Origin of the sequence: Streptomyces johnsoniae, assembly GCF_031845565.1 — a bacterium.
In the GTDB taxonomy this organism is placed as follows: Bacteria; Actinomycetota; Actinomycetes; order Streptomycetales; family Streptomycetaceae; genus Streptomyces; species Streptomyces johnsoniae.
Genome location: NZ_JAVREV010000001.1, coordinates 621,805 through 640,378 on the forward strand (window position 1 = coordinate 621,805; position 18,574 = coordinate 640,378).

An 18,574-nucleotide genomic window follows, 5' to 3' on the forward strand; every position below is an offset into this window, starting at 1 on the left:
CCCGGCCCGGTTTCAGGGCTGAAAGCGACGCGGCAGCGACCGCCGCACGCACAAGCGTTCGCCGGTATCACCGGTCCGACCAAGGGCGGCGCCTTCGCCCCTTCCGCACCACCCGTTCCGGGGATTGGCCGTCCCCGGGGCCGCGGCCGCCGAGGACACCCCCGAGATCGGCTCCGCCTGGATGGGCTCCGCCGTCCTCGAACACGAGGGCGGCGACCGCGAGTACCGCGGCCGGCCCGACACGGCACCGCTCGCCACCGTCGAGGGCGTGGACGTCTCCAGCCACCAGGGGGAAACGTCAACTGATCGTCCCTGTGGAACAGCGGCGTGCGCTGGGCCTACGTCAAAGCCACCGAGGGCACCACGTACGAGAACCCGTACTTCGCCCAGCAGTACAACGGCTCCTACGTCACCGGCATGATCCGCGGGGCCCACCACTTCGCCCTGCCCGGCAATTCGAGCGGCGCCGCCCAGGCCAGCTTCTTCGCCGACAACGGCGGCGGCTGGTCCCGGGACGGCAAGACCCTGCCGGGCGTGCTCGACATCGAGTACAACCCCTGCGGCGCCACCTGTTACGGACTCGGCCAGTCGGCGATGGTCAACTGGATACGCGACTTCCTCGACACCTACCACGACCGCACCGGCCGCCACGCGGTGATCTACTCCACCACCGACTGGTGGCGCACCTGCGCCGGCAACTACGCGGGCTTCGCGAACAACCACCCGCTGTGGATGGCCAGGTACGCCTCGTCCCCCGGCACCCTGCCGAACGGCCGGGGCTTCTGCACCTTCTGGCAGTACACCTCCACCGGCCCGATCGTGGGCGACCACAATCTGTTCAACGGCGCGCGGGACCGCCTCGTCGCCCTCGCCAACGGCTGAGACCGCCCCGCCGCGCCGCGTCCGCGGGGACCATGCGCCAAAATGGCCCGCATGGCCCCCGCACCGTTCCCCGACGACAGCCGACCGGTCGTGCTCGACCGCAGGGAAGGGCCGCACGGCGAGGTGGTGCTGCGCCGCCACGGCGCGTTGCTCCAGATCATCGCCAACGGCTGTTTCCTGATGGACACCTCGGACGGCCGGTCCGAGCGCCTGCTCGTGAGCGCCGCCCTCGGCGAGCTGCCCGTCCCCCCGCCCGCGGGCCACGCCGGCCATGCGGCCCCGGCCCTGCTCATCGGCGGCCTCGGCGTCGGCTTCTCCCTGGCCGAGGCCGCGGCCGAGCCTCGGTGGGGGCGCATCACCGTCGTGGAGCGCGAACAGGCCATCATCGACTGGCACCTGGCGGGACCGCTGGCCGGATTGACCGACGCCGCACGGAACGACCCCCGCACGGAACTGGTGCACGCCGAACTGGCGTCCTACCTACGGGCGCCTGGCCCCCGTTACGACGCCCTCTGCCTGGACATCGACAACGGCCCGGACTGGACCGTCACCCCCGACAACGACGGCCTCTACTCCCCCGCCGGGCTGGCCGCCTGCCGCGACCGGCTCGCGCCCGGGGGCGTGCTGGCGATCTGGTCCGCCCGGCCATCCGATGATTTCCCGCGACATCTGCGCAATGCCGGGTTCGGCAACGTTCGCACCAGAGAAGTGCCGGTCGCCCGAGGCGTTCCGGACGTGCTCTTTCTCGCCAGCCATCATCTCGCCAGGCAGTCCGCGTAGCCGCGGGCTGACTGAGCGCTCTACCCTGACGACAGTGCTCATCAGCACGTCGACGGCCAGAACCAGCCGACTGGCCCAGGACCGATCCCGGGGGCGGGACACATGAATCAGACAGAAATGAGAACACCTCCGGTGGATCGCAACCATCAGGAGAAAGCATCCGCAACGGCGCCGGGCGGCCACGCCGAGGCGGGCGCGGCGGCCGAGCGTCCCGGTCACCACAGCGCCACGGTGACCACCCCGGGTGCCCAGCGACGCGTCCTGGTGGTCGAGGACGACCCCACCATCGTCGAGGCGATCGCCGCACGGCTCCGCGCCGAGGGCTTCCTCGTGCAGACCGCGGCCGACGGCCCCGCCGCCGTCGAGACCGCCACCGCCTGGCACCCCGACCTGCTCATCCTCGATGTCATGCTGCCCGGCTTCGACGGCCTGGAGGTCTGCCGCCGGGTGCAGGCCCAGCGCCCGGTGCCGGTGCTGATGCTGACCGCCCGCGACGACGAGACCGACATGCTCGTCGGGCTCGGCGTCGGCGCCGACGACTACATGACCAAGCCGTTCTCCATGCGGGAGCTGGTCGCCAGGTCGCACGTGCTGCTGCGGCGGATCGAGCGCGCCGCCGTCGCCGCCACCACCCCGCGCCCCGGCAGCGTCCGGCTCGGGGACCTGGAGATCGACCGCACCCAGCGGCGGGTCAGGGCGGCCGGCAAGGACATCCACCTCACCCCCACCGAGTTCGACCTGCTCATGTGCCTCGCCCGCTCGCCCCGCGCGGTGCTCACCCGCGAGCAGCTGCTCGCGGAGGTCTGGGACTGGGCGGACGCCTCGGGGACCAGGACCGTGGACAGCCATGTGAAGGCCCTGCGGCGGAAGATCGGCGCCGAGCGCATCCGCACGGTGCACGGCGTGGGGTACGCGCTGGAGACGCCGCCCGGTTTCGCGGGCGAGACTCCCGCCCGGCCCCAGGCCGCCAACGAGGTCTAGCGTGTCCGAGCCGGTCAGGCACTCCTCCTGGGGTCGGGTGTGGCCCACGATGTGGCGCGTGCTGCGCCCGCTCGACCCCTTCCGTTCGGTCAAGGCCGCCCTCGGCTGGCTCGTGATCATCTCCGTCGCGATCACGACGCTGCTGATCCTCATGGCCTACCGCTCGGACATCGGACTCCAGGTGATCGCGATCATCGCGATCATCGCCTCGCTGCTGGTCACCCAGTTCGTCGCGCACAGCCTCGCGGCGCCGGTCCTGGAGATGACCTCCGCGGCCCGCGCCATGGCACGCGGCGACTACGGGCGCCGGGTCCGCGTGGCCCGGCGCGACGAGCTGGGCGACCTGGCGCTCGCGTTCAACCGCATGGCCGCCGACCTCCAGGCGGCGGACCGGCACCGCAAGGAGCTGGTCGCCAACGTCTCCCACGAGCTGCGCACCCCGATCGCCGGCCTGCGGGCCGTCCTGGAGAACGTGGTGGACGGCGTCTCCGAGGCCGATCCGAAGACGATGACGACCGCGCTGCGCCAGACCGAGCGGCTCGGACGGCTGGTCGAACAGCTGCTCGACCTCTCCCGCCTTGAGGACGGCGTGGTGCCCCTCCAGCCGCGCGGCTTCCAGGTCGAGCCCTACCTGTCGGCCGTGCTGAACGACGCCACCGTCGCGCTGCGCCGCGGCCACGCCCGCACCGACGTGCGCTTCCGTCTCGACGTGCTGCCCGGGTCGCTGCGCGCGCACGCCGATCCGGAGCGGCTCGACCAGGTCGTCACCAACCTCGTCGACAACGCGGTCAAGCACAGCCCGCGCGGCGGCCAGGTCACCGTGAAGGCGCGGCAGGGGCACTGCCCGGGGGCGCTGGTCCTCGAGGTCCTCGACGAGGGCCCCGGCATCCCGCGGTCGCAGCGGGAGCTGGTCTTCGAGCGCTTCGGCCGGGGCACGACGAACGGTGTCACGCCGCGTGACGGCGGCACCGGTCTCGGGCTCGCCATCGCCCGCTGGGCGGTGGATCTGCACGGCGGAACGATCGGGGTGGCCGAATCCCGGCGGGGCTGCCGTATCCAGCTCACCCTTCCAGGTAACGCACAGGCAAACATTTGACGTAGGGTCGCTCCCGAGACCCCGCGCCGCCGCGGCGCGGGCGGGCCCGAGCGGCCCTGCTCCGTGCTGCCCGCCCGGCCGTCCGTGCCGTCCGCGCAGATGAACGGATGCCCGTGGCCCTTGCGGTCCGTCATTACCATTTCGTTGCGGTTTTGCGCCGAACTTGATCCGTTTCCCGCGGGTTCCCGCCCTGAAACCCCCTTCTGAATGTGGTGTAGGCCACGACTGGCGGGTGAGGACTGCGCCGGACCCCCCGAGGGGCGTAGCCTTGATTTCCGCTGTCCATGACCCTTGCGAAGCGGAAGAGGGCGGTTGCCGCCGTGTCGCCACAGTCCCCGAACACATCGAGTGTCGAAACCGATCAAGGCTCAGGGAAGAACCCTGCTGCCGGTTTCGGTGCCAACGAATGGCTCGTCGACGAGATCTATCAGCAGTACCTCCAGGACCCGAACTCCGTGGACCGTGCCTGGTGGGACTTCTTCGCCGACTACAAGCCGGGCGGCGACGCCTCGGCCGGGACGAAGCCGGGGGCGAACGGCGCGGACGCCGCCCCGGCCGGGACCGCCCAGGCTCCGCCGCAGCCGGCCGCAAAGCCCGCCGCCGCACAGTCGGCCGCGAAGCCCACCGCCGCAAAGCCGGCGGAGACCAGGTCCCAGGCTCCGGACGGGGCCCCGTCCGGAGCCGCTCCCGCGGCCGCGAAGCCGGCCCCGGCCAAGCCGGAGACCAAGCCCGCGGCCAAGCCTGCCGCGAAGCCCGCCGGGAAGCCGGCCGCCAAGCCGGCCGACGGCGGGGCCGGGGCTCCGGAGGGCCCCGAGCTGGTCACGCTGCGCGGCCCGGCCGCGGCCGTCGCCAAGAATATGAACGCCTCCCGTGACCTGCCCACGGCCACCTCGGTCCGCGCGGTCCCGGTGAAGCTGCTGTTCGACAACCGCATCGTCATCAACAACCACCTCAAGCGCGCCCGCGGCGGCAAGGTGTCCTTCACGCACCTCATCGGCTACGCCATGGTGCAGGCGCTGAAGGCGATGCCGGGGATGAACCACTCGTTCGCCGAGAAGGACGGCAAGCCGACGCTGGTCAAGCCGGCCCACGTCAACCTCGGTCTGGCCATCGACCTGGTCAAGGAGAACGGGGACAGGCAGCTGGTCGTCGCCGGCATCAAGAAGGCCGAGACGCTGACCTTCTTCGAGTTCTGGCAGGCCTACGAGGACATCGTCCGCCGCGCCCGCACCGGCAAGCTGACGATGGAGGACTTCTCGGGGGTCACCGCCTCGCTGACCAACCCGGGCGGCATCGGCACGGTGCACTCCGTGCCGCGCCTGATGCCCGGCCAGGGCCTGATCCTGGGCGTCGGCGCCATGGAGTACCCGGCCGAGTTCCAGGGCACCTCGCAGGAGACGCTGAACCGGTTGGGCATCTCCAAGGTCATGACCCTGACCAGCACCTACGACCACCGGGTGATCCAGGGCGCGGCCTCGGGCGAGTTCCTGCGGCTGATGAGCCAGCTCCTGCTCGGGGAGAACGGCTTCTACGACGCCATCTTCGAGGCGCTGCGCATCCCCTACGAGCCGGTGCGCTGGCACCGCGACATCGACGTCAATCACGACGACGAGGTCACCAAGGCCGCCCGCGTCTTCGACCTGATCCACTCCTACCGCGTGCGCGGCCACCTGATGGCCGACACCGACCCGCTGGAGTACCGCCAGCGCAAGCACCCCGACCTGGACATCAAGGAGCACGGGCTCACCCTGTGGGACCTGGAGCGGGAGTTCGCGGTCGGCGGCTTCGCGGGCAAGTCCATGCTGAAGCTCCGGGACATCCTGGGCGTCCTGCGCGACTCGTACTGCCGCACCACCGGCATCGAGTACATGCACATCCAGGACCCGAAGGAGCGGAAGTGGATTCAGGACCGGGTGGAGCGCGCGCACACCCCGCCCGAGCGTGAGGAGCAGCTGCGGATTCTCCGCCGGCTGAACGCGTCGGAGGCGTTCGAGACGTTCCTCCAGACGAAGTACGTGGGGCAGAAGCGCTTCTCGCTCGAAGGCGGCGAAACGGTCATTCCGCTGCTCGACTCGGTGCTGGACGAGGCCGCGGCCGACAAGCTGGACGAGGTCGTCATCGGCATGGCGCACCGCGGCCGGCTCAACGTGCTGGCCAACGTCGTGGGCAAGTCCTACGCCCAGATCTTCCGGGAGTTCGAGGGCAACCTGGACCCGAAGTCGATGCACGGCTCGGGCGACGTGAAGTACCACCTGGGCACCGAGGGCACGTTCACCGGCCTGTCCGGCGAGCAGATCAAGGTGTCCCTCACGGCCAACCCCTCGCACCTGGAGGCCGTCGACCCGATCGTCGAGGGCGTCTCCCGCGCCAAGCAGGACATCATCGGCCGCGGCGGCAAGGACTTCACCGTGCTGCCGATCCTGATCCACGGCGACGCCGCGTTCGCCGGGCAGGGCGTGGTCGCCGAGACGCTCAACATGTCGCAGCTGCGCGGCTACCGCACCGGCGGCACGGTCCACGTCGTCATCAACAACCAGGTGGGGTACACCGCGACGGCCGCGGCGGCCCGTTCCTCCACGTACTGCACCGACGTGGCGCGCATGATCGAGGCGCCGATCTTCCACGTCAACGGCGACGACCCGGAGGCCGTGTGCCGGGTGGCGCGGCTGGCGTTCGAGTACCGGCAGGCGTTCAACAAGGACGTCGTGATCGACCTCGTCTGCTACCGGCGCCGCGGGCACAACGAGACGGACAACCCGTCGTTCACGCAGCCCCTGATGTACGACCTGATCGACAAGAAGCGCTCGGTGCGCAAGCTGTACACCGAGTCGCTGATCGGGCGCGGCGACATCACGCTTGAGGAGGCGGAGCAGGCGCTCCAGGACTTCCAGGGGCAGTTGGAGAAGGTGTTCAAGGAGGTCCGCGAGGCCACCGTGACCCCGGCTCCCGCCGAAGTGACCGCGCCCAAGCCGGAGTTCCCGGTGACGGTGGAGACGGGCGTGAGCGCCGAGGTCGTGAAGCGGATCGCCGAGTCCCAGGTCAACACCCCCGAGCGGATCACCGTGCACCCGCGGCTGCTGCCGCAGCTCCAGCGGCGGGCCGCGATGGTCGAGGAAGGCGCGATCGACTGGGCGATGGGCGAGCTGCTGGCGATCGGTTCCCTGCTGATGGAGGGCACGCCGGTGCGGCTGGCCGGGCAGGACTCCCGGCGCGGCACGTTCGGGCAGCGCCACTCGGTGCTGATCGACCGGAAGACCGGCGAGGACTACACCCCGCTGCTGTACCTGTCGGACGACCAGGCCCGGTTCAACGTGTACGACTCGCTGCTGAGCGAGTTCGCCGCCATGGGCTTCGAGTACGGGTACTCGCTGGCCAGGCCCGAGGCGCTGGTGATGTGGGAGGCGCAGTTCGGCGACTTCGCGAACGGCGCGGCCACCGTCATCGACGAGTTCATCTCCTCGGCCGAGCAGAAGTGGGGCCAGACCTCGGGCGTCACGCTGCTGCTGCCGCACGGTTACGAGGGGCAGGGCCCGGACCACTCCTCGGGCCGCATCGAGCGGTTCCTCCAGCTGTGCGCGCAGAACAACATGACGGTGTCGATGCCGACGACCCCGGCGAACTACTTCCACCTGCTGCGCTGGCAGGTGCACAACCCGCACCACAAGCCGCTGGTGGTCTTCACGCCGAAGTGGATGCTGCGGCTGAAGGCGGCCACGTCCGCGGCGGAGGACTTCACCACCGGCGGCTTCCGCCCGGTCATCGGTGACACCACCGTCGACCCGGGTGGCGTCCGCAGGGTCGCGCTGTGCTCCGGCAAGGTCTACTACGAGCTGGCGGCGGAGCGGGAGAAGCTCGGCAGGAAGGACGTGGCGCTGGTCCGCCTGGAGCGGCTGTACCCGCTGCCCGCCGACGAGATCCAGGCCGAGCTGGCCCGTTACGGGAACGCGGAGTCCTACGTCTGGGCGCAGGAGGAGCCGGCGAACCAGGGCGCGTGGCCCTTCATCGCGCTCAACCTGGCGGAGCAGCTCGGCAGGACAGACCAGCTGCGGCGGGTGTCGCGTTCGGCGTCGTCCTCGCCCGCGGTCGGCTCGGCGAAGCGTCACCAGGCCGAGCAGCAGGCGCTGATGGACGAGGTGTTCGACATCTGAGCCGCCGCGGCCTCAAGGCCGCACCGGCCCGTTCGTGCGTCTCTCGAAGACGACTTCTAGGTGAGCAGCGGCTCGAAGTCCCAGTGGGGCCTGACCCTTGAGCGGGCGCTGACGGTGTGCGCGTGCTGGGAGCCGAGGCCGGAGATGAGGCCGGACAGCGCCTCCTCCTCCACCTTGGCCGCCTCCTCGCGCAGCCGCAGCCCGCGCAGATCGGTGGCCAGCCCCACCTGGGAGGACAGCACGAGCGGGTGCTTGCGGCCGAGGCGCTCCACGCCGCGGCGCACCGTCTCGCGGCTCAGCTCCACGGCGCCCTCCACGTCGCCCTCCAGATTGCGCCCCGCCGCCGTGTTGAGCGCGATGCCGAGGGTCCAGGGGTGGTCGTCGCCGAGCGCGCCGCTCATGTCGGCCAGGCACTCCTCGATCAGCAGCAGCGACTGCTGCCGCTCGCCGGCGGCGCGCAGCACCAGCGCGTGGTTGGTACGGGAGCCGATGGTGAACGGGTGCAGCTCGCCGAGGCCCGTGCGGTACCGCTCCATGGTGCGCTCGCCGAGCGCCCTGGCCAGGTCGAGGTGCCCGTGGGCCCGCTGCACGAAGGAGCAGCAGGTGGCGACGGCCTGGGTGAGCGGCGAGGTGTCGCCGAGGACGCGCTCGGCGCGCTCCAGGAGCGCGGAGAGCTGGGCGTGGGCCGCGGCCCTGTCGCCGGAACGCAGGACGCACATCGCCAGATTCAGCTCGGCGGTGATGGTCTGCGGATTGTCCCGGCCCATGACGAGGCGGTGCGTCTGCACGCTGTTCTCCATGACGGACAGGGCCTCGCCGTAGCGGCCGAGCAGGCGCAGGTCGAGGGCGTAGTCGTGCTCGGAGTTGAGCGAGAGGGTGTGCCGGGGCCGGTGCAGCTCGCGGCGGGCCCTGAGATTGTGCCGGTCGGCGGCCAGGGCCTCGTCGTAGTGCCCGAGCAGGCGCAGGGAGGCCGCGAGATTGTGCCGGGCGTTGAGCGTCCTGGGGTCGTGCTCACCGACCAGCTCCAGATAGGTGTCGTAGACCCGCTGGTTGACGCGCAAGGACTCGTCGTAGCGGCCCTGGCCGCTGAGGTCGGCGCCCAGGCCCTCCTCGGCCCGCAGCACGGTCAGGTCGCGCGGGCTGCGGTGGACGCCGAGGCGCTCGATGACCTGCCGGTCGATGCGCTCCGTCTGCCGGTAGGCGCCGGTGGCGCGCAGCAGCGTGGCCTTCTGGGAGGCGAGGTCCCACACCAGGGGGTCGTCCGGGCCGAAGACCTGCCGCCAGGCGCGCTCCGTGCGCTCCGCGAGCTGGATGCCGGTGCTGTACTCGCCGGCCAGGTAGAGGTAGCTGAGGCAGTGGAAGATCAGCTGGTGCATGTCCGCGTCGCGGCTGGTGAGGGCGCCCGAGGCGTCCAGATGCGGCACGACCTTGGCGAAGCGGGACCAGCGGCGGGTGTCGGAGGGCCGCCCCGGGTTGGCGGCGGACAGGGCGCGGCGCACGGCGCGCGAGAACAGCTCCTGGTCGTCCTTCGACATGCCGTCGCGCACGGTCTGGTGGACCATGCGGTGCACGTGGATGGTGCCGGTGTTCTCCGGGTCGCTCTCCTCGTCCGGCGTGTCCCAGCGGATCACCGAGTACTGGACGAGCTTGCTGATCGCCGCGTTCCACCGGAGGGAGTCGTCCATGAGCCCGGACAGCTGCTCGGGCAGGCTGGCGGCGGGGACGCCGCGGACGAGCTGGACCGGGATGGCGCCGGGCGCGAAGTAGGCGCAGAGCCGCAGCAGCTCGACCGCCTCGGGAACCGTCTCGCGCAGCCGGTTCAGCAGTATGGAGAAGGCGGTGTAGTACGTCATCGGGAAGTCGGCCGCCACCCGCAGCCCCACATCGAGGTCGGAACCGCTGCTCAGCAGCTCGATGTACTCGGCCACGGACATCTGCGAATCGCTGAGCCAGCCCGCCGTCTGGTCCAGGGCGAGCGGCAGGTCGCCAAGCGCGGCGGCGAGGGCGTCGGCGTCGTCGGAGGGGATGCGGGGGGCGCGGCGGCGGATGAACGCGACGGACTCGTCGCGGTCGTAGACCGCGACCTCGTGCAGCGCCGTGTTGTGCTCGGCCCACTCGCGGTTCTGCGAGGTGATGATGACGTGGCCCGGGCCGCTGGGCACCAGGTCGGCGATGGGCCCGGGATCGTCGGCGCCGTCCAGGACGATCAGCCAGCGGCGGTACGGATCGCCGCGGCGCAGGGCGTCGCCCACGGCGCGCAGCCGCTCGCCGTACTCGGGCCCCGTGGTGAGGCCGAGGGCGGGCGCCAGCTCGGCCAGGCGCTGCCGCAGGGTGCCGCGCTGATCGGCCGGGACCCACCAGACCATGTCGTACTCGGAGCCGAAGCGGTAGACGTACTCGGCGGCGATCTGGGTCTTGCCGACGCCGGACATGCCGAGGAGGGTGGCGACGCCGGCGCCCGGCTCGGCGCGCTGGAAGAGGTCGTAGACGTGCTGGAGGGTCTCCTCGCGGCCGGTGAACCTGATATTGCGCCGGGGGACGCCGCCCCACACGTGGGGCTGGTCGTGCGGGTAACGGGGGGAGCCCCGGCCGCCCAGGGTGGCGGTGGAGACGGCGCCGGGGGCGGGCCCCAGCACGTTCATCAGGCGGCGCTCGGCCTCCCTGGCACCGATCCCCCACAGCTCGGTGGTGCCGCCGAAGGCGGCGGCGGCCGTGGGCATGGGCTCGGCGGCCACGGACACGGCGGCGAAGCGGTGGGCGTTGGGGGCGACGACGGAGCGGAGCGCCACATTCCACTCGGCGTCGGTGCGCGGGCCGAGCTTGAAGTACCAGTCGCTGAGCACGACCAGGATGCGGCCCTCGACGAGCAGCAGGTCGCGCAGCGCGACGTCGAGCGGGACCTCGACCGGCGGGTTCCACCGCTGGAAGATGACCTGCCAGCCGAACCGCTCCAGGCGGTCCCCGATCCAGGCGGCCCAGGCCCGGTTGAACCCCGCGAAGCTGACCGTCACCCGCGGGCTGTGCACGCGACTCTCCTCTGCGGCCATCCGACCGTCTCCCTCGTCCTTGCGGACGGACCCCCGTGCTACGGACGGTCCGTCAGATGTCCATGCTGGGAACATACACCTCGGGTACGACAGGTAATCACGCTCGCCTAATCACGCTCGCCCCTACCGCCGGTGCTGGCGCAGCCACACGGTGCGCGCGGTCTCCACGTAGGCCGCGGCGCGCACCAGGTGCCCGGCGGGCGGCGCGGGCGCGCGCAGCCGTTCGTGCCGCTCGGCCATGGCGTCGACGAACACGCGCCCGGCGTCGGTGAGTCTGCGGGTGCCGCGCAGCATCGGCAGGACGGCGCCGACCTGCGTGCGGCAGCGGGCGTGGGCGGCCCACGCCTGGTCGCGGATCTCCGCGTCGTCCAGGGCAACGGCGAGCCGCTGCCAGAAGCCGGCGAGCGCGAGGTGGGCGTACGTGCCGTGCAGGAGGCTGTGGAACGGCCGCGGCTCCGGGCGCCAGGGGGCCCAGTGGCGCGGCTCGTCGTCCACGGTGTGCAGGGGCACCAGCTCGCTGAGCGCGGTGAGTTTGGCGTGCTGGAGTTCGTGGGCGAGCCCGGCCGCGAGATGCGCGGGCCCCGGCGGCGGGCTGGCCATGACGGCGCCGAACGCGGTGGAGCTCGTGCCGCTGGTGTGGGCGCCGTCGTGGGCGTCGGCCGCGGGGCCGAGGGTGGGCACGATGCAGTCGAGCAGGGCCAGTTCGGCGGAGCGCGCGGCGCCGCCGAGGCCGAGCAGCGGCAGCGCGTCGTGCCACAGCTCGCTCCACCGGGCGCGCTCCTCGGGGCGCAGCGCGGCTCGCGCGCCGATGCCGAACGGGCCGGGGTCGAGGTCGTCGAGCAGCACGGGCCGCGGACCGCCGTCGAGGGTGTGCAGCGGCAGCCAGCCGGGGTCCGCGGAGCGCCAGGTGCCGGTGGCGTCGCGGTGGACCTCGGCCGGGGGGCGGCCGGCGGGGTGCAGCACGAGCCGGTCGGACTCGCCACGGAGCTCCGCGGGCGTGCCGTCCGGGGCGGCGCAGTGGAGCGCGCCGAGGGTGGGCAGGGTGATGCGCCCGCCGTGGACGGGCACGCGGGTGGCGAAGCCGATGCCGGAACGGGCCGCCGCCGCGGCGGCGAGCGCGCCCAGGCGCGCGAGGTCGCGGGCCGCGCCCGGGTGCGCGCCGGGGTGGCTGCCGGTTTCGAGCCACTGCACGCACCGTTCCGCCCAGGGGCCGGTGAGGGAGTAGAACAGCACCTGGCGGGCGGCGGCGGGGGCGGCGCGTTCGACGGTTTCGAGCAGCCCGGCGTGGTCACGGGCCGCGCCCGCCGCGCCCGCCACACTCGCCACACCCGTCGCGTCCGTCGCGTCCACGGCGTCGAGGAGGACGCGCAGCAGCAGGAGGCGGCGGGTGTGCTGGCCGGCGGCGAGGCGGGCGATGGTGGCGCTGCCGCCCTCGGTGTGGCCGAGGTCGCGCACTTCGTCCGGCGTCAGTGTGGCGGTCACGGGGTGCCCGCCTCGCGCAGGGCGGCGGCGATGTGCCGGATGAGGCGGCGCAGGTCGGCGCAGTAGACGGAGGGGTTGCGGAAGCCGTGGCCCTCGCGGTAGCGGTGCGCGTAGTGCCCGCCGCCGCAGACGTCGACCACCGGGCAGCGCAGGCAGGTGACGGGGAGCGCGGCGCGCCCGGCCTGGCGGGCGGCGACGCCGGGGTGGGCCAGCGCCTCGTCGAAGGCGTGGCGGTGGACGTCGAGGCCGGTGGCGGCGGCCCCCTCGTAGGCGGTCTTGAGGGAGTCGACCTGCTCGATGCTGCCGTCGGTCTCGATCACGACGGCGGTGAACGGCTGGAGGCCGAGCGCTTCGGTGGCGGCGGGCAGGCCGAGGAGAAGGGCGATGCACTCCTGGAACAGGCGCACGCGCACGGTGCGCCGTTCGGCCTGCCACCAGCGGTCGAAGACGGCGCACAGCCAGTCGCCGTAGGGCGCGGGCGCGGCCGCCGGGGCGGGCAGACCGGCGGGCGGGCGGGTCCAGTTGCCGTGCGGGAGGAGGAAGTCGACGGCGGGCGGGCCGAGCCGGACGAGGGAGTCGTACACCTCGACGGGGTCGGTGTCCAGGTCGATGACGCACAGCACCCCGGACCAGGCGTCGCGGTGCCGCCGCTGCGCGAGCAGCCGGGCGGCGCGGCGCGCGGCGGGCCAGGCGGGGCGCCCGGCGTGGTCGACGCGCTGCCGGTTGTGGTGGTCGTTGCCGCCGTCGAGACTGAGGCCGATGCGGATGCCGTGGGCGGCGAGCGCGGTCAGCCGGTCCTCGGTGAGGAGCACGCCGTTCGTCTGCACGGCGGCGTGCACGGTGCAGCCGGCGGGCACCTGACGGCGCACCTCGCGGACGAACGCGCCGAGGTCGGCCGGGTCGGTGAGGAGCGGTTCGCCGCCGTGCAGGACGAGGGAGAGCGCGCGCAGCCGGTGGGCGGTCGCGTGCTCGCCGATCCGGCGGGCGGTGCGGTGCAGCATGCCCGGTGCGGCGGTCACCGGCTGGCGGCGCCAGCCGGTGTCGGCGGCGAAGTACATGTAGCAGTAGCGGCAGGCCAGGTTGCAGCGGCTGTTGACCTTCACGATGAACTGCTGGAAGGGCGCCGTCGGCGGTCCTTCACCGGCCGTCTGCGCTGTCGCGTGCACGTCCCGCGGGTGTCCCCCTGTTCTGGTCTCGTTCCGCCCCGCGGGGAAGTCTTCCGAAACCGACGCACCATAAACGATATCGGTCAACTTCTGTCCGTTTCACGACGCGTCAGGTCTGAAAGCGACTACTCGCGCCGTCGCAGCACGCCTCACAGATCGACATTGTTGTCGAACTGCGTGAACCCCCACAGGCCCTCGCCCTGCCTGACCACCCGCTCGCGCAGCTCGTCCAGCACCTGACTGAGCACCGGGTGATTCAGGTCGCGCAGCTCCGCCAGGCTCAGACCGAGCAGATCCGGCAGCGGCTCGCGCCCATCGTTCACGGCTCCTCCCCTCCCCAACTCCTCGCCAGCTCTTCTCGCCAGCTCTTCTCGCCAACGCCTCTCGTCGGCACTGCTCGTCGGCACTGCTCGTCGGCACTGCTCGCCAACAAGGGCCGAAGGGAGATTCCCGCCCGCGCCACCGCGAAAACCCCCGGGCCGCCGACGGGCGCGGGGCGGCGGGGGCCGCGGGCGCTCAGTGCTCGCGCCGCAGCGCGTCCAGACGCGCGGTCGTGTCCGCCGCGCCGGACGCCTCCTCATCCGGCAGCCGGCTCCACAGGCTCAGCGCCGAACGGTACGCCTGCCCCGCCGCCAGCGGCTTGCGCGCCGCCTCCAGCACCACGCCCCGCTGGTGCAGCGCCATCGCCGCCAGCCGCGCCGGCTCCCCCGGGTCCGCCGGCCCCGACGTCGCGACGCGCGCCACCGCCGCGGCCCGCCGGTAGGCGTCCGCCGCCTGGTCGAGCCGCTCGGTGCGCCGCGTGTGCCGGTAGGCCCTGCGGTGCGTCTCGCCCAGCTCGAACCACGCCCTGGCCTCGACCAGCGGCGTCTGGGCATCGTGCGCGGCCCGCGTGAACAGATGCTCGGCCTCCCGCAGATCCACCAGGTCGACACCCTCCTGGTAACGGACGATCAGCGCCTGACCCAGCATCAGCAGCCGCCCGGGCAGCCGCGGGTCCCCGGCCGGGGTCTCCATCCGGCAGTCCCGCAGCACTCGCACGGCCCGCGAGATGAACGCGCTCCCGTCCAGCCGCGACGCGCGCCGCAGCAGCACCGCGCCCCACTCCTCGATCAGATCGCCGTACCCGGCCAGATCCCTGGACATGATCCGGCCCGCCTCCTCGAACCTGAGGGCCGCCACCTCCAGGTCTCCCGGGCCGCCGCCCGCGTCGTACCGGCGCACGGCGAGCCGCCCGGCGCGCGTCAGGCACGCCACCACGAGAGCCGGCCGCTCGGACAGCCGCCGCGCCCGGTCGATGACCTCCGCCGCCCGCGGCCAGTCGTGCTCCGTCAGCAGCAGCGCGTCGACGAGGTCGAGCAGCGCCCACGCCCGCGGCACCACCGGCGCGTTCTCCGCCTCCAGCGCCCAGCACCCGCGCCGCAGCGAATCCGCGGCCTGCCCGGCCCACACCCTGGCCCGCTCCGCGTCCGGCGCCGCCACCGCCAGGCGCAGCAGCGCCCGGCCGTGGGCCAGCGGCAGCCCGCTCGGCTCCGGCTCGTCGGCGGGCCAGGCGTCCGCCACGGCCTCCACGATGCCGATGCTCTCCTGGAGCAGCGCCGAGTCCTCGCTCAGCCGCCACTGCTCGGCCAGCACCTCGACCCGCTCCAGGGTGAGGCCGACCGCCACCCCGCGGTCGAGACCCGGCGTCGCGCACACGGCCGCGAACTCCGCGTCGGCGCGCCGCCACAGATCCAGCGCGGCGCCGCTGTCCCCGGCCGCCCGCCGCTCCCCCGCCATCGCGCGCAGCACACGCGCCAGCGCGGCGCGCGCCACCGTCGAACCCGGATGCGTCGCCGCGGTCCGCGCCGCGTCCTGCGCCTCGTTCAGCAGCGCGCCGTCGCGCTGGGTCCGCCACAGCCCGAGCAGCTGCTCGGCCAGCTCGCTCCACAGCTCGGGATCGGTGCCGAGCCCCGCGGCACGCTGACTGCTCGCGGCCTGCCGCAGCAGCCGCACCGCGTCAAGACGGTGCTGCACCTTGCCGTCCGCGGCGAACCGCTCGGCCAGCGCCCTGGCCTGCCCGACGGCCACCGAGGGCTCGGGCACGTGTACGTCGCCCTGCGGCCCCTGCACGAGCAGCGGCGCCTCGGGCAGGAAGCGGCGCAGCACCTTCGCCGCCACCTCGGCGAACGGCCGCGGCAGCCCGGGGCCCTGCTGCTCCTCCGGCGCGGGCGCCGGCTGCTCGTCCTCGCCGGAGAGCTGGGCCAGCGCGAGCGCCGGGAAGTTGGGGCCCGTCCTGCCGAAGCGCTGCTCGACGTACCCCGAGCAGTGCTTGAGCACCAGCAGCGCCTCGTCGTGCCCCAGCTCGCGCAGCAACTCGTCGTGCACGCCGTCGGCGAACTCGTACCAGCGGCCGTCGTCGGCCGCGCCCGGCAGGCGCCGCAGCAGCCCGCTCAGCAGCACCTCCGACAGCTCGGCCGGCCCCGAATCGGGCAGCATGGTGCGCTGGATCAGCTGCATCACCGGCAGGTACAGCGGCGCGGCGGACAGGTACACGGCGAGCTGCCCCGCGCCGGGCGACGCCGTGGAACGGAACCGCGCCACCAGCGCGGCCGAGGTGCGCGGCAGGCCGCCGGGCCGCCTGGGCGGCGCGGGCGGCTGATCGGCGCGCAGCCAGCCGACCGCGCCCTGCACCGCGCCCGCGCCCGGCCCCGACAGCAGCCCGGCCCACGCGCCGAGCGAGGCCGGGGCGGGCGGCAGCACCGGCACCGGCACGGCGCCTGGCGGCTGGGCGGCCGGCTGCCCGGCCCCCGGGGTGAACCGCAGCCTGGCGGAACCCGCGGGCCCCTCCTCCCGCGTCAGCAGCCCCTGCCGCACGGGCAGCCGGGTGCGGGCCCACAGCCGCTGTGGCAGGGGCTGCACGACGGCGACCGGGGCGTAGCGGGTCAGCCGGTGCAGCAGCCGATGCGCCGCGCCGGTGCGCCACAGCGGCCCGGTGCAGTCGCTGACGACGACGGTCAGCCGCCGCCCCGTGGGGTCGGCGAGCTGGCTCGCGGGGTGCAGCGGCGCCTCGGCCGGGTCGAAGCGGCGGCTGATGGCCGGGCTGCCGTCGGGCGAGGCGTGCAGATAGTGCACCTGGATGTCGCGGAACGCGCCGAGCCTGCCGAACACTTCCGCCAGCTCGCCGAACATCCGCTGCCAGACCCGCATCGGCGAGGCCGCGTCCATCAGCAGCTGCAGCTCTGTGTGGCCGCGGGCGCTCTCGCGGAACGCGGGCGTCAGCAGACCGCCGGCCCGCGCCGTGCGGTCGACCGTCTCCCGTTCGTCCAGGTCGCCGGCCGCGGGGCGGCGGGGCGGCCGGGCCGGGGGGCGGTAACGCTGTAACGGCCGCAGCGCACGCTCCAGGTCGAGCAGGCTGGGCAGCGCCCTGGCCTCCGGCACGCCGACGCGCAGCGCGTCCTCCGGCAGCCCGGGGGCGGGCCGCCCCGAGCCGCCCGGGTCGGCGTACAGCCGGACGGTCTCGTCCGCGGCGTGCGGCGCCCGGCCCGGGGACGGGGGCGGCACCGGCTCGTGCCCGCCCGGCGTGGGCCCCGCCTCCGCGCCCCGCGCCGGGCGGGGGGGGGCGGGGGGGGGGGGGGGGGGGCGGGGCGGGGGGTGGGGGGGGGCACGGGCTGGTGCCCGCGGGGGGGGCGCCGGGGGGCCGGGGGGGGCGCGGGGCGGTGGGCTCGCCCCGGACCGGGACCGGCGCCCGCGTCGCGGTGGCCGTCCGGCCGGTCGTCCGCGCCGTCGCCGCGGGCCGCGGGGCCGCAGGGGCGGGAGAACTGGGCGAGCCACAGCGCGTCGGCGAGGCCGGCCCAGTCCGGGTCGAGCCCGGCGCCGCGGAGCGCGCCGATGAGGGTCGCGAGGTCGTCGCGCCGCCCTTCTGCCGGATCGGACATGACGGCCTACCTTGGCCGGTCGAGGCGCTGGATGAGCATGTCGGCCAGCCTGTCGCGGGTCGGGGGCTCGGCGTGGTGGGTGAGGTAGATCGCGTTCAGCAGCTGATCGGTGGCCAGCTGCTCGGTGCGGGACCGTTCGAGGAAGCGGCTGATCAGGTCCTCGCCGACGCGGGTCAGCTCGTCCCCCAGGTGCGCGCGCACGACGGTCGCCAGCCGCTCGTGGTCCGGCTTGCCGATCTCCAGGTGGATGCAGCGGCGCAGCAGGGGCGCGGGGAAGTCCCGTTCCCCGTTGCTGGTGAGGACGACGAAGGGGAACGCGTGGCAGCGGATACGGCCGTCGCGGACGGTGACCTTCGCGCCGTCGTCCGTCAGGACCTCCACCTCGGGCTCGCGCTCGGCGATGCGCTCCAGCTCGGGAATGGAGAACTCGCCCTCCTCCAGCACGTTCAGCAAGTCGTTGGGGAGGTCGATATCGCTCTTGTCCAGCTCGTCGATGAGCAGCACCCGGGGCTTGGCCGTGGGCAGCAGCGCGGTGCCCAGCGGGCCGAGCCGCAGATAGCTGCCGATCCCGCCGGGCACGGTCGCCGCGGGCAGGCCCTCGGCCCGGCTGCTCGCCGCGATCTGCATGTCCTGGAGGCGGGCGATGGCGTCGTAGTGGTACAGGCCGTCGCCCAGGCCGGTGCGGCTGACGATGGGCCAGTGCAGCACGCGGCCGAGCCCCAGCTCGTAGGCCACGGAGTGGGCGAGGGTGCTCTTGCCCGTGCCGGGACTGCCGGTGACGAGCAGCGGGCGCCTCAGGTAGAGGGCCGCGTTTATGATCTCCAGCTCCTCGGCGCTCGGCCGGTGCATCTCGGCCAGGTGCCGGTAGGCGCCGAGGCGGCGGGTGGAGGCGCTGTCCGTGTCGGGCCCGGGCGCGACGAGCGGGCGGCCGTCGAAGTCGCGCCAGGGCGGCGGCTCGGGCAGCGCGCGGATGCCGTCGTGCGGCTCGCCCGCGCCGCGGTAGATCAGCCACTCGTCCGCCGGCCTGCCCTGCTCGTCGGCGGCGGGCGCCGGCCCGCCCGCGGCCGGGTCGCCCTCG

General features: G+C 73.7%; 10 protein-coding genes and 1 pseudogene. 5 read left to right on the top strand and 6 right to left on the bottom strand.

Annotated elements, in window-relative coordinates:
* The first annotated feature begins 124 nt into the window (after nt 1–124).
* The 5 genes and pseudogenes from RM779_RS02830 (at nt 125) to RM779_RS02850 (ending at nt 7,887) form a co-directional block, all read left to right on the top strand.
* Nucleotides 125–882, top strand: a pseudogene (locus RM779_RS02830) (lysozyme).
* A gap of 51 nt (nt 883–933) precedes the next feature.
* Nucleotides 934–1,662 carry a spermidine synthase family protein gene (locus RM779_RS02835; protein WP_311615394.1) on the top strand — a complete coding sequence of 243 codons (729 nt, stop codon included), beginning with the start codon at nt 934–936 and terminating at the stop codon, nt 1,660–1,662.
* Between the two features lie 132 nt (nt 1,663–1,794).
* Nucleotides 1,795–2,643: a response regulator transcription factor gene (locus RM779_RS02840; protein ID WP_394813200.1), complete on the top strand. Its 849-nt coding sequence runs from the start codon at nt 1,795–1,797 to the stop codon at nt 2,641–2,643.
* A gap of 49 nt (nt 2,644–2,692) precedes the next feature.
* On the top strand, nt 2,693–3,739 hold the full coding sequence (locus tag RM779_RS02845; RefSeq protein ID WP_311615480.1) for a HAMP domain-containing sensor histidine kinase: 1,047 nt from the start codon (nt 2,693–2,695) through the stop codon (nt 3,737–3,739).
* A 320-nt stretch (nt 3,740–4,059) separates the two neighbouring features.
* Nucleotides 4,060–7,887, top strand: a complete 3,828-nt coding sequence (locus RM779_RS02850; protein WP_311615396.1) for a multifunctional oxoglutarate decarboxylase/oxoglutarate dehydrogenase thiamine pyrophosphate-binding subunit/dihydrolipoyllysine-residue succinyltransferase subunit — start codon at nt 4,060–4,062, stop codon at nt 7,885–7,887.
* A gap of 56 nt (nt 7,888–7,943) precedes the next feature.
* Here the strand turns inward: RM779_RS02850 and fxsT are convergent, their stop codons facing one another.
* The 6 genes from fxsT to RM779_RS02880 all read right to left on the bottom strand — a co-directional run bounded on the left by fxsT (nt 7,944) and on the right by RM779_RS02880 (nt 18,504).
* On the bottom strand, nt 7,944–10,934 hold the full coding sequence (gene fxsT, locus RM779_RS02855) for an FxSxx-COOH system tetratricopeptide repeat protein (protein WP_311615398.1): 2,991 nt from the start codon (nt 10,932–10,934) through the stop codon (nt 7,944–7,946).
* A 123-nt stretch (nt 10,935–11,057) separates the two neighbouring features.
* A complete protein-coding gene (locus RM779_RS02860; RefSeq protein ID WP_311615400.1) occupies nt 11,058–12,416 on the bottom strand; it encodes an aKG-HExxH-type peptide beta-hydroxylase in 1,359 nt (452 codons plus the stop codon).
* Nucleotides 12,413–13,582, bottom strand: coding sequence for an FxsB family cyclophane-forming radical SAM/SPASM peptide maturase (locus RM779_RS02865; RefSeq protein WP_311615402.1), 1,170 nt, complete (start codon nt 13,580–13,582; stop codon nt 12,413–12,415). The genes RM779_RS02860 and RM779_RS02865 overlap by 4 nt, the downstream gene beginning before the upstream one ends.
* A gap of 149 nt (nt 13,583–13,731) precedes the next feature.
* Nucleotides 13,732–13,905 (bottom strand): FxSxx-COOH cyclophane-containing RiPP peptide, encoded by a 174-nt coding sequence (gene fxsA, locus RM779_RS02870; protein ID WP_253194632.1) that lies wholly within the window; start codon nt 13,903–13,905, stop codon nt 13,732–13,734.
* Between the two features lie 193 nt (nt 13,906–14,098).
* Nucleotides 14,099–17,392, bottom strand: a complete 3,294-nt coding sequence (locus RM779_RS02875; RefSeq protein WP_311615403.1) for an SAV_2336 N-terminal domain-related protein — start codon at nt 17,390–17,392, stop codon at nt 14,099–14,101.
* A gap of 110 nt (nt 17,393–17,502) precedes the next feature.
* Entirely contained in the window at nt 17,503–18,504 is a 1,002-nt protein-coding gene (locus RM779_RS02880) for an AAA family ATPase (protein WP_311615482.1), read from the bottom strand.
* Nucleotides 18,505–18,574 lie beyond the last annotated feature (70 nt).